This is a genomic window from Vibrio cholerae, assembly GCF_008369605.1.
GTDB lineage: Bacteria > Pseudomonadota > Gammaproteobacteria > Enterobacterales > Vibrionaceae > Vibrio > Vibrio cholerae.
Window position 1 is genome coordinate 795,530 of record NZ_CP043556.1, and the last position, 21,990, is coordinate 817,519.

Genomic DNA, 21,990 nt, shown 5'->3' on the forward strand with positions numbered 1-21,990 from the left:
TATTTAAAACGAGCACCGAGATTGACGGTTCAACTTAGCAACGAAAGCGATAAATGTTAATGACGGGTAACTCAGAAGTGAGAGGCGGCTCCTTTCCAAGCTCGACAAATTTGCTTACTTTAGCCGCACTATAAATAGAACAGAGAATAAAGCGTGGAAAGCCAACGGATTGCATTGATTGAGGACGACGACATTGTGCGTCAAGCCACAGGCCAGTGGTTACAACTGGCGGGTTTTGACGTGGCGATGTTTGCTGATGGCGCATCCGCGTTAGCGGCGATTGAGCAGCAGAATTTCGCCGCCGTGGTGAGTGATGTGCGCCTGCCCGATACTGATGGATTGAGTCTGTTGGTGGCGTTGAAAAATGTGCAATCGCTGATGCCAGTGATTTTGATCACTGGGCATGGCGATGTCGACATGGCGGTGAAAGCGCTGCATCAAGGCGCGTTCGATTTTATCGAGAAGCCATTTCAACCAGAACGTCTTGCCAACACCGTGGCGCAAGCGGTCAGTCAGTACCAAAACGCGCTGTCATCACAATCGCGTGCCCACTATCTTGCCTCTGCCAAAGGGTTAGAGCAGATCTTGATTGGGCAGTGTAAGTCGATTCAACTGCTGCGCGAGCAAATCGCCAAAGTCGCAGCGATGGATACCAACGTGATCATTTACGGCGAAACCGGCTGTGGCAAAGAACTGGTGGCGCAGTGTCTGCATCAAGCCAGCGAGCGTCAGCGTGGTCAGTTTGTGGCGATCAACTGTGGCGCGATCCCAGAAAATCTGTTTGAAAGTGAACTGTTCGGCCATGAAGCGGGCGCGTTTACCGGTGCGGTGAAGCGGAGGATTGGCAAGCTGGAACTGGCCGATAAAGGCACCCTGTTTCTGGATGAAATCGAGAGCATGCCGCTGGCCATGCAAGTGAAAGTGCTCCGCGTGCTGCAAGATCATGTGGTAGAGCGGGTGGGCAGTAATCAGCCGATCACCATTGATCTGCGGGTCATCGCGGCAGCCAAGGAAGAGCTGCGTCAACACGCGGAATTTCGCCAAGATCTCTTTTACCGCCTCAATGTCGCGCAGCTCTATTTACCGCCGCTGCGTGAGCGAGGCGACGATATTTTGCTGCTGTTTGAACACTTCTGCGTACAAGTGAAACCGACTTGGCGCAGCCTGAGTGAAGCGGATCGGCTGGCACTGCTCACTTATCGTTGGCCGGGCAACGTGCGCGAGCTGCGCAATGTCGCGCTGCGTTATGCGCTGGATGACAGCATCAGTGTTGGGGAAATTCTGGCTTCACGTCCGGGAATGACTGAAGAAGAAGCCTCGGCGGGGTTACCGCTGGCGATTCAGGTACACAATTTTGAACGTAAAGTGATCGCTCAGGCGCTGCATCGTCATCAAGGTAACATCAGTGAAGTGATGAAAGAGCTGGATTTGCCAAGGCGCACCCTAAATCAGAAAATGCAGAAGTTTGGTTTGCTTCGCGGTGATTTTACTGCGCAGGAGGAATGAGCAAAATTTTGCTCATCACTTTTCAATGGTTTTTATTAACATCGATCACATTTAATTAACCTTGCGTGATCGCTCTCCTGATTTTTGAGCCTAAAACACGCGCGATGATCGGCGGTTTTTTGCTGATGTACTTTAGGCTCAATCAGCAAGATTTTGCTCATTTTTATCTGTTTTGAAAATTAATTCCTTATAAAACAATGGATTAATTTTTGGCATCTTCTTTGCTCTTACTGATATTGCTCATGCTGTACGTTTGGAAACGGTGCAGCATCGAAAAATAATCACAACATGGAGAGTCACGATGAAACAAAAGCGCCTTACGCAAACCCTATTAGCCGCCATCACTTCGTTTGGTTTAATCGGTGGAGCTTACGCAGCAGAAGAGCGTAGCTACATTCTTGCCACCGCTTCAACCGGAGGGACCTATTACCCCGTAGGTGTAGCTCTGGCGACCCTGACCAAAGTCAAACTCACCCCGAGCTACCACTTTTCACTCTCCGCGATTAGCTCGGCCGGATCGGGTGAAAACGTGAAGTTGATGAACGATAACGAAGCCCAGTTCTCGATTTTGCAAGGTTTGTATGGTGCTTGGGCATGGGCAGGCGAAGGCCCGTATACGGAGCGTCAAAACCAATTACGTTCGGTTTCTATGCTGTGGCAGAACGTGGAACACTTTATTGTGCGCTCTGATCTCGCGCCAACCGGAACCATTGCCGATCTGGCCAGCATGAAAGGGAAAAAGTTTTCGATTGGTTCGAAAAATTCAGGCACGGAATTTTCTGGTCGGCAGATCATGCAAGGGATTGGCGTTGACCCTGATACCTTTAATCTGGCTTATTTGGGTTACGGCGGCAGTGCTAGTGCGCTGCAAAACGGCACCATTGATGGCATGAACACGCCTGCGGGTGTGCCCGTGGGCGCGGTGACTCAAGCTTTTGCAGCGATGGGTAACGACATCAAGATCCTCTCTTTCACTGATGAGCAGATTAAACAAGCCAACGGTAACTACAATTTGTGGACCAAGTTTGATATTCCGGCGAACACCTATCCGGGCGTCGATAAAACCATCACCACCATTGCTCAGCCGAACTTCCTCGCGGTGCGCACCGACATTTCGGAAGAGGATGTGTATCAGCTCACTAAAGCCATGTACGAGAACTTAGCTTTCTTACAAGGTATCCACAAAGCGACCAAAGATATGGCGATTGAGAAAGCCATCGAAGGCTTGCCCATGCCACTGCACGCCGGTGCGGCGCGTTACTACCAAGAAGTGGGAATTAAAATTCCAGCCCACTTGATGCCACAGTAAGTTCGGTGAACGCGAAAGACTGCTCGTGAGCGGGCAGTCTTGCCCTTTCAATCACAAATAAAGAAAGGGCATCTCTGTTTTCTTCGTCTATCCCCAAACCGCTGGAAGTGGTTGCAATACGGCCGCTTCGCGCGGGGATATGGCTTAGTTGTCTCGCTGTTGGAGTAACGCAATGAGCAATTCAGTAGAACAAGAACTGGAAAAGTTCGAAGTGCCGACCCGTACCCGTTTTAGCTGGGTAACGCGCACGATTTCCGTACTGTGTGTGCTGCTGTCACTGGCGCACATTTGGTTTAATACGTTATCCACTTGGTCAGAATTATGGATTTCGGCCATCCACTTCGCGGGGTTCGCGATGATTTGCGCGCTGTGGTATCCCGCCTTACCTCGTTGGCGTGAGAGCAAAGTTGCGCTGGCGTTTGATGTGTTGTTAGCGCTGCTGGCACTGGCATGTTTGATCTATTTGATGCTGGCGGAAGATGCACTCTATGAGCGCGGCGTGAAATTTGTCACCAGCGATTGGGTGTTCTCAATTCTCGCGATCTTGATTGTGATGGAGATGATCCGCCGCACCATGGGTTGGTTTATCCCCACGTTGATTTTGATCTGTCTGACCTATGTTTCGGTCTGGGGCAAATGGGCCGGCGGCATTTTCCATTTCCCCGGCTTAAGTGCCGAAACCCTGCTGTATCGCAGTTTCTATTCCTCGGAAGGCATGTTTGGTTCGATTGCAGCGATAAGCTGGAGCTTCGTGTTCATGTTCATCCTGTTTGGTGCCTTCTTAGTGCGCTCTGGTGTTGGCGATTACATCATGGATGTGTCACGCGCTGCGGCAGGTAAAGTGGTGGGGGGCCCCGGTTTTATTGCTGTACTGGCTTCGGGTTTGATGGGGTCGGTGTCTGGATCCAGTGTCGCGAACACGGTCTCTACGGGCGTTATTACCATTCCCATGATGAAGAAAGCGGGCTTTCCCGCACGTTTCGCCGCAGGGGTAGAGGCCGCAGCTTCAACGGGTGGGCAACTCATGCCGCCGGTGATGGGCGCAGGCGCGTTCATCATGGCGTCGTACACGCAAATTCCGTATGTGGATATTGTTGCGGTGTCGTTTATTCCGGCACTTATCTATTTCCTTTCCGTTGCGTTTTTCGTGCGGATTGAAGCCAAACGCATGGGCGTACAGATTGTCACTACGAGCCAAGAGCCGTTTATGAAAGTGCTGCTGTCGGGTTGGCATAACTTGATCCCACTTGCCGTGTTAGTGACGTTATTGGTAGTCGGTTTTACTCCAACGTACGCGGCGGGCTTGTCGATTCTGTCGGTGATTGTTGCTTCGTGGTTTTCCAAAAATCACAAAATGGGGCCTAAAGCGATCATTGAAGCGTTGGAGCAAGGGGCGAAAAACATGGCGACTACCGCGGTATTGCTGGTCGGTATCGGCTTGGTGATTAACGTGATTAGCACAACGGGCATCGGCAATACCTTCTCATTGATGATCAACAACTGGGCAAATGGCGATCTGCTGACCATGCTGGTGTTGATCACTTTGGCTTCTTTGGTGCTTGGTATGGGGCTGCCAGTAACGGCGGCGTACATTGTGCTGGGTACTCTTTCGGCTCCTGCGCTTTACAAACTGCTGGCCGAAAGCCAGTTGGTGGATTTGATGGTTTCGGGGCAATTACCGGAACAAGCCAAAGCGATTTTCATGCTGGCGGCACCGGATCAACTCAGTTTGCTCAATGCGCCCATGGCGGCGGAAAAAGCCCATGAGCTGATTAGCCTTGTGCCCGCGGATTTTGTGGAAACCTTGTTACAACAAAGCTTAGGGTTAGAAGCGATTGGTCTGGCTCTGCTTTCGGCGCACCTTATTATCTTCTGGCTCTCGCAAGACAGTAACGTGACGCCACCGGTGTGTTTGACGGCATTTGCCGCGGCCACCATCGCCAAAACCCCGCCGATGCGCACCGGATTTACCGCGTGGAAAATTGCTAAAGGCTTGTATTTGGTTCCCGTGTTGATTGCCTATACCCAACTCATCAGTTGGGATGCGACCACGGTTGTCACCATCGGTATCTTCGCGATTTTTGGCACTTACGCCATGATTGGCGCGATTGAAGGCTATCTGGAAGGGCAGCTAAATCTCTTATGGCGTTTGCTGCTGGCGGTGATCGGTGTGCTGCTGGTGTGGCCAAATTTGCCGATTTGGATCCGTTTAGTCTGTGTGGCGCTGTTTATCGCTATCTTTATCTACTCTGGAAAAACGGCAGCGCGTGTTGAGCGTGCCCACAGCGCAGTACGGGGAGCAAAATCCGCATGACTTATGATTACGTGATTGTTGGTGGTGGGATTGTCGGTGTCTCCACGGCTTGGCAACTGAAACAGCGTTATCCGGAAAAATCGGTGCTGTTGATTGAGAAAGAGGTGGGATTCTCCCGCCATCAAACTGGTCACAACAGCGGGGTGATCCATGCGGGGGTTTATTATGCTCCCGGTAGTTTGAAGGCTGATTTTTGTAAACGCGGAGTCGAACGCACTTTGGCGTTTTGCGCGCAGCACAAGATTCCAGTGGAAAACTGCGGCAAGTTACTGGTGGCCACCAATGAGCAAGAACTCGAACGCATGCACGCACTCTATGATCGCTGCTTACAAAATCAGATCGACGTTGAAAAACTGGATGCCGTGCAGTTGAAGCTGGCGGAGCCCAATATTCGTGGCTTGGGGGCGATCTTGGTGAAAGCGACCAGTATCGTCAATTATCGTCTGGTGACTGAGAAAATGGCCGAAGCCTTTATGCAGTTGGGTGGGGATGTGAAAATAGGCACGGAAGTGGTGGGCTTGGAAGAAACGCCATCCTCGGTCACGCTAACTTGCCAACAGAAGAACCAACGCGTGAGTTATCAGGCCAAATTTCTGGTCACCTGTTCAGGCTTAATGGCCGATCGCTTAACCAAGATGCTCGGTTTGCCGACCGATTTTCAGATCATCCCTTATCGTGGCGAATACTACCGTTTGGCACTCAAGCATAACCAAGTGGTGCGTCATCTTATCTACCCGATTCCGGATCCTGAATTGCCGTTTCTCGGCGTACATTTAACCCGCATGATTGATGGCAGCGTGACCGTTGGCCCCAATGCCGTTCAAGGCTTTAAGCGTGAAGGTTATGGTAAATGGAATGTCAGCCTACGCGATGTGTGGGAGATGGTTCGCTTCCCCGGCTTTTGGAAAGTGAGTACCAAGCACTTTAAAACGGGCATGGTCGAAATGAAAAACTCATGGTGGAAAGCGGGCTACTTACAGTTGGTACGTAAATACTGCCCAAGTATCGAACTGACCGATCTTGAGCCTTACCCTGCAGGCATTCGTGCCCAAGCGGTATTAAGTGATGGTACGCTAGTGCACGATTTTCTGTTTGCCGAAAGTCCGCGCAGTTTGCATGTGTGTAACGCGCCTTCTCCAGCGGCCACTTCCGCAATGCCAATCGGCGAATATCTGTGCGACAAAATCGCGGAAAAATCGCTTGCTTGAGCCTCTCAATGCCCATCAATGAAGGTGGGCATCTTCTTCACCTCGAATTGTAAAGTACTTATATATCATAATCTTTAATTGATTGTTGTGTAACTATTTGCTGATTTTATGTGTAATCATTTGCATATTTTTTGGCACGGAGTCTCATTTCCAAGAAGCCATCTTCACAGAGTTGGAACCCTTATCTCGTTGTGGAAGCAGCGATTCTACCGAAATGCCATTCGGTAACTAATAATAAATCCGTAACTCGGTTGTCTATGTCCGGAACCTATTGTGGTGTGAATACCCTAGGTTTCGAGGGTTACTGCGGCCGAAATTCAGGTCGCATCACGCACGCTAACCACAAGAAAAACAAAATGAGAAATCCAACCATGAACAAGAAACCATTAACGCTTCTGATAGCTGGGCTATTGGAAAGCACATCGGCGTGGGCGCAACATGAGCTCACGCTAGTGCAGATCGGCGAAAAAACCGTTGAGCGGCTAGAATCGATTAAAGCGATGGCCGAACGCGGAGAAGGGGTGTTTGAGCGCAATGGCGAACGCTGGATCCGTTACAAAGGGACGGACTATCGCCTGAGCTACAAAAATGATCTGCAGTTCCCTTTTCTACCTTATCAAGGCGGCGATGATACGCCTTATCGCAACGTGATTGACTTTGTCGATCAGAGTTGGGAATTCATGATGTATGACGGCGGTTTTTATCTCATGAGCCGCGAATTTGGTGTTTACGAATCAGACGAGCAAGGCTGCTTTATTGAATACATTCCTGCGTCACACGGCTCTAAGCGTGCCGATGGCAGCTACATTTGGGAGCGCGATGTCATCTATCGCACCGAAACCAATGATTGCGGTGCGTTAGTAAAGCCAGAGATTCGCTCGTTAACCGTTTCGAGCCTGTCTGATGTCGGTGTGTCATTTGACTGGCTTGGGCAAAACGAAACGGACTCAGTGACACTCACGGTCACTAACCTCAGTGATCACAGTGATGTTCGACGTTATGACCATGTTTCTGCGGGTTTCTTTGTGGGTGGGCTTAAGCCAGAAACCCAGTATGAAATTGCCTTAAGTTCTTGCAATCAGGTCGATTGCGCTGAGCCGAAAGTGGTGCGCTTCACGACTCAGGAAGATCGAGTTGGTTTTGCTGATGAGATCCCAACCCCGAACCATTTGCAAGGCAGTTTAGAAGGCGGGTTGAGCATCACGCAAACCCATACTTCGGTTGCGCCCAAGGGTAACGAACTGACAGGGCAAGGCCATCTCGATGCGATCATGAACCGTGAAGCGATGCTGCTGTTTACGCCGCAGCAAGGTGAGGAGATTAACCAAGTCCGCGCCGAAGTGTTCCTCGATGGCGAAGTAGTGCAAACCACCTTGATGCTGCCGCCAAGCGCTCTGGCTGCGTCGGATCAGCCAGAGAATGGCCGCATGAAAGTGGTGTTTTCGCATCTTGCATGGTCATTGCCCCTGCAATGGGATTGGATGAAGCCGGGACTATCGCTGCGCCTGACTGACAACTTAGGCCGTGAGGGTGTGCTCAGCCAAGGTGAAATCCAGTTTGGCGGTGCGCCTGAGTTGGTGATCCAGAACATCGATATCGGCATGTTAATGCCACCGCGGGATCGCAACACCATGATCCAAAACTTGCCTACGCTTGCGGCGGATTATTTCCAGAAAATTCCTGCCTCTAAACTGGTGATGGCCGATTATACGCCAGCGCATTTCCCAGTCGTGACCATGCCAAACGGTGTGGTGTATACCGATAAGAGCGCAAGTACGGGCGGTTGGCACAGCGGTGATATGCGTGAAGCGATCGGTAAAGCCATGGTCTCTACGGGTATCAATAATGCCAATGTTGGTATTGTGAGCAGTGCGGGTTATTCGCAGCAGTACAATCGACGTTTTAACCACATCACTGCCCATACCAACGTGGGCATCTACACCAAAAAAGACACGGATTTACCGCAAGTCGTCGTGCATGGCGGCAGTGGTGGCGGCGGCATCGTGACACTGGAAGCGACGACCGGTAACGAGTGGTCTCATGAGCTTGGGCATAACTATGGTTTAGGTCATTGGCCATACATGGCCTCGATTCACGATCTGGAGTCCGGTTGGGGGTGGGATGCATTCCACCAACGCTTTATTGGTAACTTACACTGGAAAGGCGATGTTTATACTCAACAGCAAGGTGATGATATTGTGCCACCGTTTAAAGATGCCTTCCGTTTCTTACGTGATGCGCAAAATGGCGGAGAGCAAGAGTACGTTGGCACCATCAGCCGCTTTACCTTGGAGCATCCGGCTCAGTCGCGCAAAGCACAGCGTTGGATGAACAACGGCTTCAACCTAGATAGCCACAGCCCAAGCGGCTATGTGCAATGGGATCAGGCGACGCAACGTTATAAAGCCGTCGAAACGGATACACCCAAACCCCAGCAAGTGGGTGTGCCGGTAGTGACCTTATTGGGGATTTACGATCCGCAGAATGAGAACCCTAGCCAAATCTATCCTCTGGTTTATTCAAATTATGGCAACGTGTTTGAACTGCCACAGCCAGAGCAAGGTGAGTATCAGCTAGAAGGTTGGCAAGCAGCCGGGGATCTCACTCAAGCCGAAATCCAATACAACCAATGGCAGACGTTATTGATTGATGGGCAACAACTGCCAATTTGCCGCTTTGATTACACCAATACCAATGGTCAAAGCGCGACGTTTGTTGGCGGCTTAAATGCACAGCGTAACGTGTGTGAAGGTAGCCGAGATATGCGCTGGTATAACGATTATCAGATCGATTCGCCAGTAGGGCAGTATGAGTTACTTTCACAATTTGGTGCAGGTAATGCCACCTACACTCCGAATGCGGAGATTGGAGAAGTGCAACTGTGTACTCTAAACAAGCCGCACAATAACGGTAGTCATGACGGAGCAGGTTTTGTTCGCAATGGCCGCTGTGAGCAAGTCGAAGGCGTGAAAAATAACGCTGAAGGTCGCGTTTGGAGCTATGCAATTCGTAATAGCGAAGTGTTGTCGAGAACCTTAGCTTCTCAACGTCGTTGTGAGTTAGTGGTGGAACATCGCAATGGTTCAACCCACATCGCACTGGATGGCAATCGTCATAAATCGACCGAAAGTAACAAGTTCCACGTTAACTTATCGATGGAAAAAGGTGTACCTACCCAAGTGAGTTTGAGCTGTAGTGACTTTAACGGTACTTCAACGCTGACACGTTTCACGCCAGATCAGAATCCGCCGCTGGATAAGCTCAAAGGTCCAATCATCATCGGTCAGGAATACGGTTACAGCCAAGTCATCGATATGACGAAAACCTTCGCCCAGAACCAGACTTTGCTGAACACGGATTTTGCGACCATCGCTGAGTTTGATGCCTTTGTGGCCGAACACTATGGGCGCGGCGTGCTCAACAATGGTGTGACGAAAGCGGAGCGCCGTGCGGGGGCGTTGTATGTTTACCCGAATCCAGAAACGGGCACGCGCGACTACTTTGTGATGCGCACGCTTGAAGCTGGGGCGTTCCCGACCGACCAAACCAGTGATCAAGGTTGGAAATACCTTGGCTCGGCAGATGACCACATTAACTTTGCTTTCAACCCAATCAAGCTCAACAGAGCCGAGGGTGTGAGCGTTGAAGCACGTGTGCAAAGCTACTTTGGTGTATCACGCTTGCTGACATGGGATGAACGCACCTCAACCACGTGGGACAACGCTTATAACGCAGTGTTTGTTGGTCAAATTGAGGGGGAAGACCATTACTTCATCCAAAAACGTCCGGGCGAAGGGGAGGCATTCCCAATCCATGGCGACTCAAACCAAGATTGGTACTTCCTTGGCAGTGACAGCACCATTCAAGCTTATCTTTCTGAGCTAAATCGTGACTTGGCGAGCTTTGAACGTGCACTGCTCGAATGGTATCAACAAGATGCAATGGGCGTGTGGGGCAGTGATGGCCAGCGTGGCAACGTGAACGATATTTATCAATATGCGTTTAGAGGTGGCTACCACTATTACCGCTTAAAAGTGACGAAATACGGTTATTTCCCTTACCCAACCGATCCCAATCCAACCAATGGACACTGGGAATATCTCGGCCAGTTTTAAACCTCGCTCAAGCTCAAAGCCAGTCAAACGACTGGCTTTATTTTTTCGCCAAACATTGTTTTTGCAACTATCGGCCTTGGTTTACAACTGGGAGAGAAAATACTATCTTACGCCGCGTTATTTTTATTCAACTAATGCTCCAAGGAAACCATGGCTGTTCTAGAGATTCTTACTGCACCCGATCCAAGACTTCGTGTTCAATCCAAACAGGTCACGGATGTGGCCTCAGTACAAACCTTAATTGACGACCTGCTTGATACCCTGTACGCCACGGACAACGGTATTGGTCTAGCAGCGCCGCAAGTGGGCCGCGAAGAAGCGATTGTGGTGATTGATTTGTCAGATAATCGTGACCAGCCACTTGTGCTGATCAACCCAAAAGTGGTCAGTGGCAGCAATAAAGAGATGGGCCAAGAAGGTTGCCTATCGGTGCCAGACTACTACGCGGACGTGGAGCGTTATACTTCTGTCGTGGTGGAAGCGCTGGATCGTGAGGGTAAGCCACTGCGCATCGAAACGAGCGATTTCCTTGCCATTGTCATGCAACACGAAATTGACCATCTTTCTGGCAATCTGTTTATCGACTATCTCTCACCACTGAAACAGCAAATGGCGATGAAAAAAGTCAAAAAACATGTGAAGAATCGCGCACGTTAATCACCACATACCTATTGTTTCAAAATAGAAAGGCCGCCTGTATAACGGGCGGCCTTTTTGATCTTTGTTTGAGTGAGTCGTTTAGCGAACAATCAAGCCCAGCAAAATACCCACAGCACCAAAGTCAGCATCACTGAAGGTGGTATTCGCAAAGCCCAGATCACCCAGTACTGGCATCAGGAAGACAGGTAGGAAGGTGATCAGCAGACCTTGGGCAAAAGCCCCTAGGATTGCACCACGGCGACCGCCAGTGGCGTTACCAAATACACCTGCCGCCGCACCCACGAAGAAGTGAGGCACTACACCGGGAATAATCACAGTTAAACCCATTACGTACAGCAAGAACATACCTAGCAAACCTGCGGCAAAACTAGATAGGAAACCGACCAACACTGCATTTGGTGCGTATGGGAATACAACAGGGCAGTCGAGTGCAGGCTTGGCATTAGGAACCAGTTTGTCTGAGATGCCTTTAAACGCCGGGACGATTTCGGCAATCACCATACGCACACCTTGTAATATGACATACACGCCGCCAGCAAAAGTGATGGATTGCATCAGCGCGAACATAAACCAGTGTTTGCCGCCACTCACTTCGCGTACAAAATCACCGCCCGCGAACAAACAAGTCACCATAAAGATGATGCCCATAGTGAAGGAAATTGCTACCGGTGTATCACGCAGGAACAGCAGACCTTTAGGTACGTCCATTTCTTCAGTTGAGTGTGCTTTGTTACCAAATTTACTGCCAATAAAGCCCGCCAGCACATAAGAAAGGGTTGAGAAGTGGCCGATCGCGACATCATCAGAGCCAGTTACCTGCTTCATGTATTTATGAGCAATAGCAGGGAAGAACACCATCACAGAGCCAACGACCAATGAACCCAAAGCAATCAGAGGTACACCACTCATACCGCTAGAAGAAAGGATCGCGGCAACCATCATCGACATAAACAGCGTGTGATGACCGGTCAGGAAAATGAATTTCCAAGGGGTTAAACGAGCAATCAGAATATTTACCAACATGGCGAAGAACATAATCATTGCCATCTCTTTACCAAACGCTTCTTGGGCAATCGAGACAATCGCTTCGTTGTTTGGTACCACACCGGTAATGCCGAAGGCTTGCTGGAAAATAGTGGCGAAATCACCGAGCGAACTCACCACAAGGCCAGCACCAGCTCCAAGAATGATAAAACCCAGAATGGTTTTGACCGTGCCTTTAATGCATTCGGTGACAGGTTTTTTCTGCGCGATCAAACCGATCAGCGCAATCAGTCCCACCAAAACCGCAGGTTCGGATAGAACGTCATTCATTAAGAAATTGAAAAATTCCATAACGCCCCCTTACAGTGCGCCCAACTCTTGAAGTGCCGTAGACAAACGCTCTTTCATCGCGACTTTGTCAACCATGTTCGCCAAGCTCACAATCTTAGGTGTGACTCCAAGGGACTTGAGTTGGTCGGTAATATCGTTGGTGCCGATAAAAATATCGCAATCCGTGCCTTTCGCGCTGCCCAGGTCAATATGATCGACCACCGCATCCACATTGAGATCTTTTACGATAGCCTTAATGCTCATTTCCATCATTAGGCTGGTGCCCAAACCATGTCCGCAAACAACCATAATTTTCATCATTCTGTACCTTTTGTTTTCTTGTATTTCAGTAGGGGGATAAACAGGAGTTAATAGTTTTTGATGACCGCAAGGACATCTTCGATGGTTTGAGCATTGCAGATTTGCTCTACATGCTCTTCATTCATAAACAGCTCAGCAAGTTGAGCGATAGCGCCTACATGGCTCTCGCTATCGGTTGCTGCAAGCGTTACCAACATTTTGACCGGGTCATTACCTTCAGAATCGAAGTGGACACCTTGTTGGATCACAGTGATTGCCAGAGATAAGCGGTTCACACCATCTTCTGGTCTGGCGTGGGGCATTGCCATGCTGGGCCCTACAACGTAGTAAGGACCTAACTCTTCGTGAGAACGAAAAATGGCATCCACATAACGTGGCTCTACGGCACCGTTATCGATCAGTGCCTGACAGGATTTCTGCACCGCATCTTTCCAATCTGCTGCGTTGGGGTAGATGCGAATCACGTCTGAGGTAATCAGTTCACTTAACATTAACGTTTTCCAACTTGTCATTTTTGATGGCGCTACTCTAACGATGATCTTGTCAGGAAAAGCCGATATTGATCACAAATGGTAGCGCTAACTGATAGCGCTATCATTATTTGTGATAGCGCTATCATTTCAGGATATCCAAGGGTTTTCGTATGATGGCTTTAAACTTGGATGCGTTACACTCATGCTCATTCCCACGTTGTGGTAAGATGCCGCAGCCTGAAATCCAGTCAAATAGCCAAAGTAGAAATGAGCGAAACTCGCAAAAGAAGAAGCACAGGAAATGTCACCCTAGCTGATGTCGCCAAACAGGCGGGGGTGGGCACGATGACCGTTTCACGCGCGTTAAGAACGCCGGATCTGGTTTCAGAAAAACTCAGAGAAAAAATTCAGCAAGTCGTTGATGAACTGGGTTATATCCCAAACAAAGCCGCTGGTGCTTTGGCTTCCGCCGAAAGTTACTCTATAGCCTTAATACTGCCATCATTGGTAGAGAAATCGTGTGCCCATTTTTTGCCAAACTTTCAGCACACGCTCAATAAAGCGGGCTATCAGCTTTTGCTTGGCTACAGTGGTTATTCGGTTGAGCAGGAAGAAAAACTGCTCTGTACTTTTTTGGAAGATCGTCCTGCCGGTGTGGTTCTTTTTGGTAGTCACCATAGTGAACGCACGCATCAATTGCTCAGTTCGACCAATGCCCATGTGTTAGAAATTGCGGAGTTAAACAGTGCCGCGCGATACATGAATATTGGCGTCGATTATTTTGAGGTGGGCAAATTGTGTACTCGTCACCTTATTGAGCAAGGTTTTAAAAATATTGGTTTTATTGGAGCAAGAGGCAATCACTCTACACTGCAAAAAAAACTGCATGGTTGGCAAAGTGCCATGATTGAAAGTTATCTCACTCCTGACCATTTTCTTACTACGCATGAAGCGCCATCGGCGCAACTTGGGGCTGAAGGCTTGGCGAAATTGTTGCTAAGAGATTCGTCACTCGATGCTTTAGTGTGCAGCCATGAAGAGATTGCGATTGGTGCATTATTTGAATGCCATCGCCGAGTGCTCAAAGTGCCTAGTGATATAGCGATCATCAGCTTGGAAGGTTCAAGTATGGCTGAGCATGCTTTCCCAAGTTTGAGTTGTGCTGAATATGACTATGAAAAGATGGGAAACCGAGCCGCAGAAAAATTACTTCATGCCATCAAAGGTGATCGATTTGAAGCTGTGACGAACTTGGGCTTTCAGTTAAAACGTCGCGCCAGCACACTCATCAAATAACCTGTTATCAAAATCGTTTGGGGTCTTTACTCAACTTTACCCTTCTGCGACAGCGCTTTACATTAGGTTTGTTACTTTAAAATAACCTTATTGATAAAGTGGAATTGGGTTATGAGCAGGGTTAAATACACTCTCTGGGTAATGGTTGGCATCGTCACTCTGTTATGGGTACAGGCTGAACCTACACTGTTTGGGTCAACAAACTTATTTCAGTGGCGATCAGGTTTAGTGCAGTTCTCCGGTATTTTGGCACTCATGTTGATGTCGCTATCGATGCTGTTAGCGTTACGTTTACCCTTGATAGAACAATGGACACAAGGAATAGACAAAGGCTATCGCATTCATAAATGGCTCGGGATCTCTGCGCTCTTACTTGGGATCTTCCATTGGCTTGCTGACCATCTTCCTAAGTGGCTCATCTCACTTGAATTGCTGACGAAACCCGCACGCCTTAACGGTTCTGGCCCACATGGCAACCTGTCCGGTCTGGCTTTATGGCTGAAAGAGGCCAAACCGTTGGCGATGGAAATCGGCGAATGGGGCTTTTATGCATTAATTGGTCTGCTGGCTATTTCTCTTTGGTCGGCCATTAAATACAAACCGTTCCGTTTCACTCATCGTATGATGGCCGTTGTTTATTTAGCCGTTGCATTTCACGCTATTGTTTTGCTCAAAAAGGCCTATTGGGGTGAGCCCATCTACTGGCTGACTCTGCTGTTTATCCTCGTAGGCTCCTGGGCTGCATTATATAGTCTGCTGGGTTTGGTTGGTCGGCAGTCTCGCTATCCTGCTCATGTTGAGGCGTTTCATTACTGTTCGCAGAGTAAAACCTTGGATTTAACGATTCAGTTAGATAAGCCGTGGCGAGGTCACAAGGCTGGGCAGTTTGCGTACTTAAAGTTTGCCGGTGAAGAACCACATCCGTTCACTATCGCCTGTGCTCATCAGGGCTCCCAACTTCGCTTTTTGATTAAAGAGCTGGGTGATTTTACAACGGGGCTGCATCAGCGCTTACAAAACGGAAAGTCTTTGGAAGTCGAAGGCCCTTATGGCAAGTTTGATTTTTCGACTCAGCAACCTCAGATTTGGATCGGTGGTGGCGTTGGGATTGCGCCATTTATGGCTGGACTCGACTGGTTAATGACGGAGAGAGCACACCCAGTACATCTGTTTTTCTGTTGCCATCAAATTGATCCGAATTTGTGCGCAGAACTTCGCCACAAAGCGCAGTTGGCTGGGGTTTCATTAACCATTATAGATTCTAGCGTTGATCCTCGTCTGTCAGCAGATGACATTGCGCGCCGATGTGGAGATTTAAGCCGTTTCGAAATCTATTTCTGTGGGCCAATCGCATTTTCCAATAGTCTGAAAAAAGCGCTTAAACCTTACCAAGTGGATCTGTCACGCCAGTTTCATGAAGAACAATTCGTGATGCGCTAGGGCTTTCGAACAGATGAGTGATGAGCAGTAGTGGCAAGGCCATCACTGGCTGGAAGAGATGGATAGGCAGCAAACTACTTCTGCGCCTTTTTCTGTTTGGTCGAGTCTTGATTACGCCAGAAAGCATAGCCGGCTTGTTGTGTGACTTTACCCAGTAAATGAGCCGCAACGGGAGCGGTCAGAAAAATAAACAGCATGATGCCAACCAGTCGTGATATTACGCCAATCTCAGGCATACAGAGCGCGACAGCAAGGAGCAATAAAGACAAGCCTGCGGTACCGGCTTTGGTGGCGGCGTGCATGCGAGTATAGAGATCGGGCATGCGCAAAATGCCTAGGCTCGCAAATAGTGTGAATAAGGTGCCGAGAACCAGTAAGAGGGCCGCTAACATCGACATTAAAGTTCTCCTTTTCGTTTAGCGATAAATCGTGCAAATGCTATGGTGCCAAGGAAAGCCACTAAGCCTAGGGTTAAGGCAATATCCAATAGCGTTTGCTGACCACTGTCTAAGCTATAAACGACAATAAAGCCTATGGTGATAAAGGAAATTAAATCGAGAGCCACCACGCGATCGGCGAGCGATGGGCCTAACACTAAGCGGATAAACGCCATTGCCAAGCTAAGCAAAAGTCCTAGATAGGCGAAGTGAATCGCCAGCGGTAATGAATTATCCACGAGTGACCTCCAGTATCCGTTTTTCAAGACCATTTTTGATGTCGTTGATCACCGCTTGATGCTCTGGTGCAAACATTGCGTGAACGATCAAATATTGTCTATCTTCGCTAACATCGAGACTTAAAGTGCCGGGAGTGAGCGAAACCATGTTGGCCAAAAGGGTAATCTCAAGATCGCTGCGGGCATCTAATGGCACGTAGACAATATCAGGATCGCTCAGATGCTTTGGCGTCACGACATCCCATGCGACTCGTGCGACAGAGACGATCATCTCGTAGATGAAATAGAGAATTAAAGTGGTGATGGCTCTAAAACGGCGAAAGTAAGTGGTTTTTAAGCCAAATGGCTGGCTGAGGCGCAATGCCCAAAACCCCACCACGAATCCCAATAAGAATTGCAAGCTGGAGTAGTCACCATTGAGCAGCATCCACGCTGTGGCAAGAAAGAGGTTGAGGAAGAGATAAATCATTTTGAGCCTCCCAAAACAGCATGGATATAAGCGGTTGGCGTTAATAATTGTTCTGCCGCTAAGGTTGCAAATTGGTAAAACGGCTGCGCAGCCAAACCAATCACTAGGCTAAACAGAGTGAGCACGAGGATCGGCAGTGCATAAAGACCGAGTGTTGAGCGGGCTAACGTCTCCTGTGGTAGAGCAGCAGGAGCATCTTTCCAAAACACTTCATTCCAAATTTTGGTCATCGAGAAAATCGTTAGCAGGCCAACCAATAGCGCAATTGCGGCAAGCCAATACAGCTCAGCAGCCAAACTCGCTTTGATGACTAGAAACTTACCCCAGAAACCCGACAGAGGAGGGAAGCCCGCCAAAGAGAATGCGGCGAGCAAGAAGCCAAAGGTAAGCCAAGGCATGGCGCGATAGACTCCGCCGAGCTGCGTCAATTGTGTAGTGCCGTACTTTCTGCCAATCAGGCCACCAATCAGAAAGAGGTTCCCCTTTACTAAGATATGGTGAATGACATAAAAAATCGCCCCTGTGATAGCTAAAGGGGTGTAAATGGCCAGCCCCATGATCATGTAGCCAATTTGGCTAATAATATGAAAAGAAAGAATCTTTTTAATGTCATACTGGCTTGCAGCACCGAGTACGCCAGTGAGCATGGTCAGCGCCGCAATCCCCAGTAGGACCGGTTGCCAACCACTGTCATCGAGCGGAAACACCAGAGTGAAGACCCGCAGCAAAGCGTAGACACCGACTTTGGTGAGTAAAGCGGCAAACAGGGCAACAATGGCGCTCGGCAAGGTGTGATAAGACGCCGGTAGCCAAGTAAACAGAGGAAACAGCGCTGCTTTGATAGAAAACGCGAACAATAGCAATCCAGCGAGCATGGTTTTCATCTCAGGAGCGAGGGATTGAGCTTTGTCATGTAAATCTGCGAGGTTTAAGGTTCCTGTGGCACCGTAAAGCAGTCCTATCGAAAGTAAAAACACCAAGGTAGAGATAAGATTGAGCAGCACATATTTGATGGCGCCATCGATTTGCTGCTGGTTTGCATCCAACACCATCAAGCCGAAAGAAGCGATCAGCATGACTTCAAACCAGACATAAAGGTTGAAAATATCCCCCGTTAAGAAAGCGCCATACACACCAGCCAGTAGAACATGCAACAGCGCGTGGTAGCGTGCGTATGAGGGTTTGGCGCTTAAATCGGCAATCGCATAGATAACGCTAACCAAACCAATAATGGCCGTCACCATGACCATAGCGATGCTCAATAAATCAGCGACAAAAACGATGCCAAAGGGGGCAGGCCATTGCCCAAAGGCAATAGATGCTGGGCCATGGGTGTAAATGGTGATCGTGAGTAGAGCGCCAGTAAAGAGATTAATGACACTGCAGATCACACTCAAACCGTTAGTCAGCCAACGATTACGCCCCGCTAAAAAGATCGCAACTGCGGTGAGCAGTGAGATCACAACGGGTAAGGTCAACCCAATCGCGGTCATTCTTCCTCCTCTGAGCGACGCATCTCATCGACGTCCGCGCTGCGAGTCTCAAAATAAGCTCGGTAAAACAGCATCAAAGCAAAAACCAGTAAGCCAAAACCGATCACAATGGCGGTTAAAATCAGCGCTTGTGGCAGCGGGTTCGCCGCACCTTCCTCTGGTAACAAGGCTCCTACCTCAATTAATGGTGGTGAGGCGGGGGTTAAGCGTCCTGCGGTAAAAATGGCCAAGTTCACCGCACTACTGAGGAGGATCAGGCCAAACAATAAGCGCAGTAAGTGTCGCTCTAGCATTAAGTAGATACCCGCGGCGACAAAAACACCGACAACAATGCTCCATAATCCTTCCATTAGTCGAGTTCCTCCTTAACGCGCAGCAACATGCTCATGACACCGCCGATGATCGCCAGATAGATGCCGACATCAAAGAGCAGTGGGGTGCCAAGCGGTAAAATTTCTTTCCACCATAATCCAGTTAGGAAAGGTAAACCGACCGCGACACTCATGGCTCCTGCCATAAAACTGAGCAGGATGCCAAACAGAGCAATATTGAGTGGCGAGAAGTGGAGACGATCTCTTACGTATTGGGGCGATTCGGCGAAGAGGAGCAGCGAAAAGCCAATCACCGCGATCAATGCGCCGATAAAGCCCCCGCCGGGAGCATTGTGTCCTCTCAGCAGTAGATAGAGGGAAAACATCAGCATCAAGGCGGTCACAATATGTGCGGTAGTGGCAAAGATTAGAGAATGAATCTTCTGTGGTTGCTCGGTTCGTTTGGGTAAGAGGCTAATCGCGACAAGGCTCGCCATGACGACCACAATGACCTCTCCCAAGGTATCAAAGGCACGAAAATCGACCAAAATGACATTGACGATGTTGCGGCCATGACCGCCGGGAACGCTCTGCTGCGCAAAATAGTCAGACAAAGTGGTATCGATAGGATGCGCCGTGATATTGAGCAGGATTAAGGTTACGGATGCGCCAATCACACTGGCTATCACCGCATTCAATGTACGACGCGGTACAGAATGGCGAGCGACCGTCGACAAGTAGGGCATATGGCGCATCAAAAGCACCACAAACACCACCATCAGCGTTTCGACCAGCAAAAGGGTTTTGGCAACATCAGGAGCGCTGTAAATCATAAAGACCAGCGTTGTCATAAATCCAGCCATGCCGAGCGCTAATACCGACAGCAAACGAGACGTGCTCAGCACACACAACAGCGCAGAAGCGATGAGTGCGAGCGCAATTGCGACTTCATAAAAATGAACATCAAACAGCGAGGCGCTGAAAGTGGCTGGTAAAGGTAGCGGCTGATAGAGCAGTATTAAGGTTAAAACGGCAAAAAATAGCAGCATATAACCGCTTGAGCGTTTTTGTTGCAGCATTTGCGTTTGCCAGCTTGCTAATGTCGCTAAATAACCCAGCACGGCATCAAACATTTGCTCAGCTTTGGGCAGCGGCTTCACTAGGCGTGTGAGCCATGTGACTAGGGTTGCGTAGTTCAGATACAGCACGCCCCCTAACACAAGCGTGATACCACTCAAAGCCAGCGGGATATTGAAGCCTTGCCATAATTTTGCGGCTTGTGGAACGCTGTTTGGATCCATCGCCATGACTGTTGGTATGACTAAATGCTGGTTAATCCAATCCAGGGCAAAAACAGGCAGTAGGAAACTGGCGATAGCCAATCCCATCGCAGGTAGCCAAAGGGATTTTTTCTGTTCGATCGCTTTGGGTGGGTGGCTTTCACTCTCCTTGGTCGCTTGGCCAAAAAAGGGTTTGTAAAGTAGTGCGATGGCTAACGCCACCATCAGCGCATTAATCAGTAATAAGACCAGCGAAATCCACGCAATGCCAGATTCCACACTGGATTTGTACATGTACTCCTTGCTCAAAAATCCGAGCATAGGCGCAACACCGGATTTGGATAAAGCGGCAATAACCGCAGCAATAAGGCTCAGCAGCAAGACGGATTTTAAGTTGCCGAGCTTTTCTCGCTCTCGAGTGCCCGTCGCTTTATCAATATTGCCGACCACCATAAAGAGTGCGGCTTTGTAAAATGAGTGGGCGAAAATAAACAACACAGCAGCGGTCAGCGCGACCTCGGTACCTAATCCCAGCAGCAGGGTTAATTTGCCTAATGCAACATTGGTGCTGTAGGCCAACATCAGTTTTAGATCGGTTTGCTTGAACGCCAGTAGCGCGCACCAAAGTGCCGTTACCGCGCCCACAATGGTTAAGCAGTAGAACCAAAAATCACTACTGGCATAAATCGGTGATAAGCGGGACAAAAGATAGATTCCCGCCTTAACCATGGTCGCTGAATGCAAGTAAGCGCTCACCGGTGTCGGTGCGGCCATGGCATTGGGTAACCAGAAATGGAATGGAAATTGCGCAGATTTAGTGAATGCACCGAGTAAAACTAAAATCAGCGAAGGCATAAACCACGGATGTTGCGCGATGTGATCCGCGTGCTCAATGATGACGCTGATTTGATAACTATTGGCCATCAAGCCAAGTAAAATCAGTCCGGCTAACAGCGCGAGTCCTCCGGCCCCCGTGACTAAAAGTGACTGTAGGGCATTTTTGCGTGAAACCGGTTTGTCATGATTAAAACCAATCAGCAGATAGGAAGTGATGGTGGTCAGTTCCCAGAAGATGAACAGCAGTAAAATATTGTCGCTTACCACCACGCCAAGCATGGCGAGCATGAAGAGAGTGAGGTAGAGATGAAATGAGAAGCGCGCCGCTTTCTCTTTCATGTAAGCGAGGGCATAGATTTGAATCAAGGCACCGATGCCTGTGATCAACGAGGCAAAAAGAAAAGAGAGCCCGTCAAGTCGGAAACTGAGATTCAGATCCAGCCCTGGAACCCAAGTGACTTGCCAAGCGTTACCACCGGTTTGATGCCAATAAAACACCCACCCAAATAGAAGGATGGGTAAAACGGCGAAAGGAAGTAATCTCGCCGACACTGTATTTGGGGTGAGGGATGTATGCTTATCGAGTCCTGTCTTCAAGATGGCAGCCTCTTCGATGTCATATTAACGCCGCTCAGTGCGTCCTTGTTGCGACGTCCTGAGCGGGTACAGGTATCTACTACTTTGAAAAGTATAGGCTAATTGTTGATAGCGTCGAGTTCGTTGGTGGAAGCGTGACGCATGATCTACTTTGATTGTGAGTCAAAGGGTGTAGGTCGCTCATCAAAATGGCTGCGTTCTGAGTCAAAAGGCAGGCTGACGAGCGGTAGCTCATTCGTGAGCATGGCGTCGTAAACACAATCACCGATCGCATTTCTTGGGCAGATATAGAGGTTGGCACGCTCCAACATTTCACAGTGGCAGTGTGGGCAGAACTTTTTCATCACATCCTCCTTAGACTAAGGATCACA

General features: G+C 49.1%; 18 protein-coding genes. 8 read left to right on the forward strand and 10 right to left on the reverse strand.

What is annotated here, in order from left to right; translation table 11 throughout:
- The first annotated feature begins 153 nt into the window (after positions 1 to 153).
- The 6 genes from F0316_RS17630 to def all read left to right on the forward strand — a co-directional run bounded on the left by F0316_RS17630 (position 154) and on the right by def (position 11,109).
- Complete coding sequence (locus F0316_RS17630; protein WP_057554095.1) at positions 154 to 1,506, forward strand: sigma-54-dependent transcriptional regulator; 1,353 nt, start codon at positions 154 to 156, stop codon at positions 1,504 to 1,506.
- Positions 1,507 to 1,807: 301 nt separating this feature from the next.
- Entirely contained in the window at positions 1,808 to 2,815 is a 1,008-nt protein-coding gene (locus tag F0316_RS17640) for a TAXI family TRAP transporter solute-binding subunit (RefSeq protein ID WP_149560768.1), read from the forward strand.
- Between the two features lie 172 nt (positions 2,816 to 2,987).
- Positions 2,988 to 5,129 carry a TRAP transporter permease gene (locus tag F0316_RS17645; protein ID WP_149560769.1) on the forward strand — a complete coding sequence of 714 codons (2,142 nt, stop codon included), beginning with the start codon at positions 2,988 to 2,990 and terminating at the stop codon, positions 5,127 to 5,129.
- Complete coding sequence (gene lhgO / locus F0316_RS17650) at positions 5,126 to 6,337, forward strand: L-2-hydroxyglutarate oxidase (RefSeq protein ID WP_148498293.1); 1,212 nt, start codon at positions 5,126 to 5,128, stop codon at positions 6,335 to 6,337. Before F0316_RS17645 ends, lhgO begins: the two co-directional genes overlap by 4 nt.
- 371 nt (positions 6,338 to 6,708) lie before the next feature.
- Positions 6,709 to 10,452, forward strand: coding sequence for a M66 family metalloprotease (locus tag F0316_RS17655; protein ID WP_149560770.1), 3,744 nt, complete (start codon positions 6,709 to 6,711; stop codon positions 10,450 to 10,452).
- 150 nt (positions 10,453 to 10,602) lie between these two features.
- Positions 10,603 to 11,109, forward strand: a complete 507-nt coding sequence (def, locus tag F0316_RS17660; RefSeq protein ID WP_000279461.1) for a peptide deformylase — start codon at positions 10,603 to 10,605, stop codon at positions 11,107 to 11,109.
- Positions 11,110 to 11,190: 81 nt separating this feature from the next.
- On the opposite strand, the gene F0316_RS17665 is transcribed toward def, so the two are convergent.
- The 3 genes from F0316_RS17665 to F0316_RS17675 are packed head-to-tail and all read right to left on the reverse strand — an operon-like array spanning position 11,191 to position 13,238.
- On the reverse strand, positions 11,191 to 12,447 hold the full coding sequence (locus F0316_RS17665) for a PTS ascorbate transporter subunit IIC (protein WP_000394153.1): 1,257 nt from the start codon (positions 12,445 to 12,447) through the stop codon (positions 11,191 to 11,193).
- Positions 12,448 to 12,456: 9 nt separating this feature from the next.
- Complete coding sequence (locus tag F0316_RS17670; RefSeq protein WP_000700030.1) at positions 12,457 to 12,744, reverse strand: PTS sugar transporter subunit IIB; 288 nt, start codon at positions 12,742 to 12,744, stop codon at positions 12,457 to 12,459.
- A gap of 50 nt (positions 12,745 to 12,794) precedes the next feature.
- Positions 12,795 to 13,238 carry a PTS sugar transporter subunit IIA gene (locus F0316_RS17675; protein ID WP_000947727.1) on the reverse strand — a complete coding sequence of 148 codons (444 nt, stop codon included), beginning with the start codon at positions 13,236 to 13,238 and terminating at the stop codon, positions 12,795 to 12,797.
- A 249-nt stretch (positions 13,239 to 13,487) separates the two neighbouring features.
- Between F0316_RS17675 and F0316_RS17680 the strand changes: the two genes are divergently transcribed.
- Together F0316_RS17680 and F0316_RS17685 are read left to right on the forward strand one after the other, a co-directional pair.
- Positions 13,488 to 14,516, forward strand: coding sequence for a LacI family DNA-binding transcriptional regulator (locus F0316_RS17680; protein WP_002021247.1), 1,029 nt, complete (start codon positions 13,488 to 13,490; stop codon positions 14,514 to 14,516).
- 111 nt (positions 14,517 to 14,627) lie between these two features.
- Positions 14,628 to 15,956, forward strand: a complete 1,329-nt coding sequence (locus tag F0316_RS17685) for a ferredoxin reductase family protein (RefSeq protein ID WP_172626080.1) — start codon at positions 14,628 to 14,630, stop codon at positions 15,954 to 15,956.
- 74 nt (positions 15,957 to 16,030) lie between these two features.
- On the opposite strand, the gene mnhG is transcribed toward F0316_RS17685, so the two are convergent.
- From mnhG to F0316_RS17720, 7 genes are all read right to left on the reverse strand, one after another.
- Positions 16,031 to 16,354 (reverse strand): monovalent cation/H(+) antiporter subunit G, encoded by a 324-nt coding sequence (mnhG, locus tag F0316_RS17690; protein WP_000062164.1) that lies wholly within the window; start codon positions 16,352 to 16,354, stop codon positions 16,031 to 16,033.
- Complete coding sequence (locus tag F0316_RS17695) at positions 16,354 to 16,632, reverse strand: cation:proton antiporter (protein ID WP_000370509.1); 279 nt, start codon at positions 16,630 to 16,632, stop codon at positions 16,354 to 16,356. Before F0316_RS17695 ends, mnhG begins: the two co-directional genes overlap by 1 nt.
- A complete protein-coding gene (locus F0316_RS17700) occupies positions 16,625 to 17,101 on the reverse strand; it encodes a Na+/H+ antiporter subunit E (RefSeq protein WP_000639705.1) in 477 nt (158 codons plus the stop codon). The genes F0316_RS17695 and F0316_RS17700 overlap by 8 nt, the downstream gene beginning before the upstream one ends.
- Positions 17,098 to 18,594 (reverse strand): proton-conducting transporter transmembrane domain-containing protein, encoded by a 1,497-nt coding sequence (locus F0316_RS17705; RefSeq protein WP_149560772.1) that lies wholly within the window; start codon positions 18,592 to 18,594, stop codon positions 17,098 to 17,100. Before F0316_RS17705 ends, F0316_RS17700 begins: the two co-directional genes overlap by 4 nt.
- Positions 18,591 to 18,944 (reverse strand): Na+/H+ antiporter subunit C, encoded by a 354-nt coding sequence (locus F0316_RS17710; RefSeq protein WP_002032138.1) that lies wholly within the window; start codon positions 18,942 to 18,944, stop codon positions 18,591 to 18,593. The genes F0316_RS17705 and F0316_RS17710 overlap by 4 nt, the downstream gene beginning before the upstream one ends.
- Positions 18,944 to 21,520 (reverse strand): hydrogen gas-evolving membrane-bound hydrogenase subunit E, encoded by a 2,577-nt coding sequence (gene mbhE / locus F0316_RS17715; RefSeq protein ID WP_172626081.1) that lies wholly within the window; start codon positions 21,518 to 21,520, stop codon positions 18,944 to 18,946. The genes F0316_RS17710 and mbhE overlap by 1 nt, the downstream gene beginning before the upstream one ends.
- A 245-nt stretch (positions 21,521 to 21,765) precedes the next feature.
- Complete coding sequence (locus F0316_RS17720) at positions 21,766 to 21,963, reverse strand: hypothetical protein (protein ID WP_000712921.1); 198 nt, start codon at positions 21,961 to 21,963, stop codon at positions 21,766 to 21,768.
- Positions 21,964 to 21,990: the final 27 nt, after the last annotated feature.

Coding starts and splice junctions, on each gene's coding strand:
- lhgO (WP_148498293.1), top strand. CDS start 5,126: ATGACTTATGATTACGTGATTGTTGGTGGTGGGATTGTCGGTGTCTCC.
- F0316_RS17670 (WP_000700030.1), bottom strand. CDS start 12,744: ATGAAAATTATGGTTGTTTGCGGACATGGTTTGGGCACCAGCCTAATG.
- F0316_RS17645 (WP_149560769.1), top strand. CDS start 2,988: ATGAGCAATTCAGTAGAACAAGAACTGGAAAAGTTCGAAGTGCCGACC.
- F0316_RS17675 (WP_000947727.1), bottom strand. CDS start 13,238: ATGTTAAGTGAACTGATTACCTCAGACGTGATTCGCATCTACCCCAAC.
- F0316_RS17705 (WP_149560772.1), bottom strand. CDS start 18,594: ATGACCGCGATTGGGTTGACCTTACCCGTTGTGATCTCACTGCTCACC.
- F0316_RS17685 (WP_172626080.1), top strand. CDS start 14,628: ATGAGCAGGGTTAAATACACTCTCTGGGTAATGGTTGGCATCGTCACT.
- F0316_RS17710 (WP_002032138.1), bottom strand. CDS start 18,944: ATGGAAGGATTATGGAGCATTGTTGTCGGTGTTTTTGTCGCCGCGGGT.
- F0316_RS17700 (WP_000639705.1), bottom strand. CDS start 17,101: ATGATTTATCTCTTCCTCAACCTCTTTCTTGCCACAGCGTGGATGCTG.
- F0316_RS17640 (WP_149560768.1), top strand. CDS start 1,808: ATGAAACAAAAGCGCCTTACGCAAACCCTATTAGCCGCCATCACTTCG.
- F0316_RS17720 (WP_000712921.1), bottom strand. CDS start 21,963: ATGAAAAAGTTCTGCCCACACTGCCACTGTGAAATGTTGGAGCGTGCC.
- F0316_RS17680 (WP_002021247.1), top strand. CDS start 13,488: ATGAGCGAAACTCGCAAAAGAAGAAGCACAGGAAATGTCACCCTAGCT.
- def (WP_000279461.1), top strand. CDS start 10,603: ATGGCTGTTCTAGAGATTCTTACTGCACCCGATCCAAGACTTCGTGTT.
- F0316_RS17665 (WP_000394153.1), bottom strand. CDS start 12,447: ATGGAATTTTTCAATTTCTTAATGAATGACGTTCTATCCGAACCTGCG.
- F0316_RS17655 (WP_149560770.1), top strand. CDS start 6,709: ATGAACAAGAAACCATTAACGCTTCTGATAGCTGGGCTATTGGAAAGC.
- mnhG (WP_000062164.1), bottom strand. CDS start 16,354: ATGTCGATGTTAGCGGCCCTCTTACTGGTTCTCGGCACCTTATTCACA.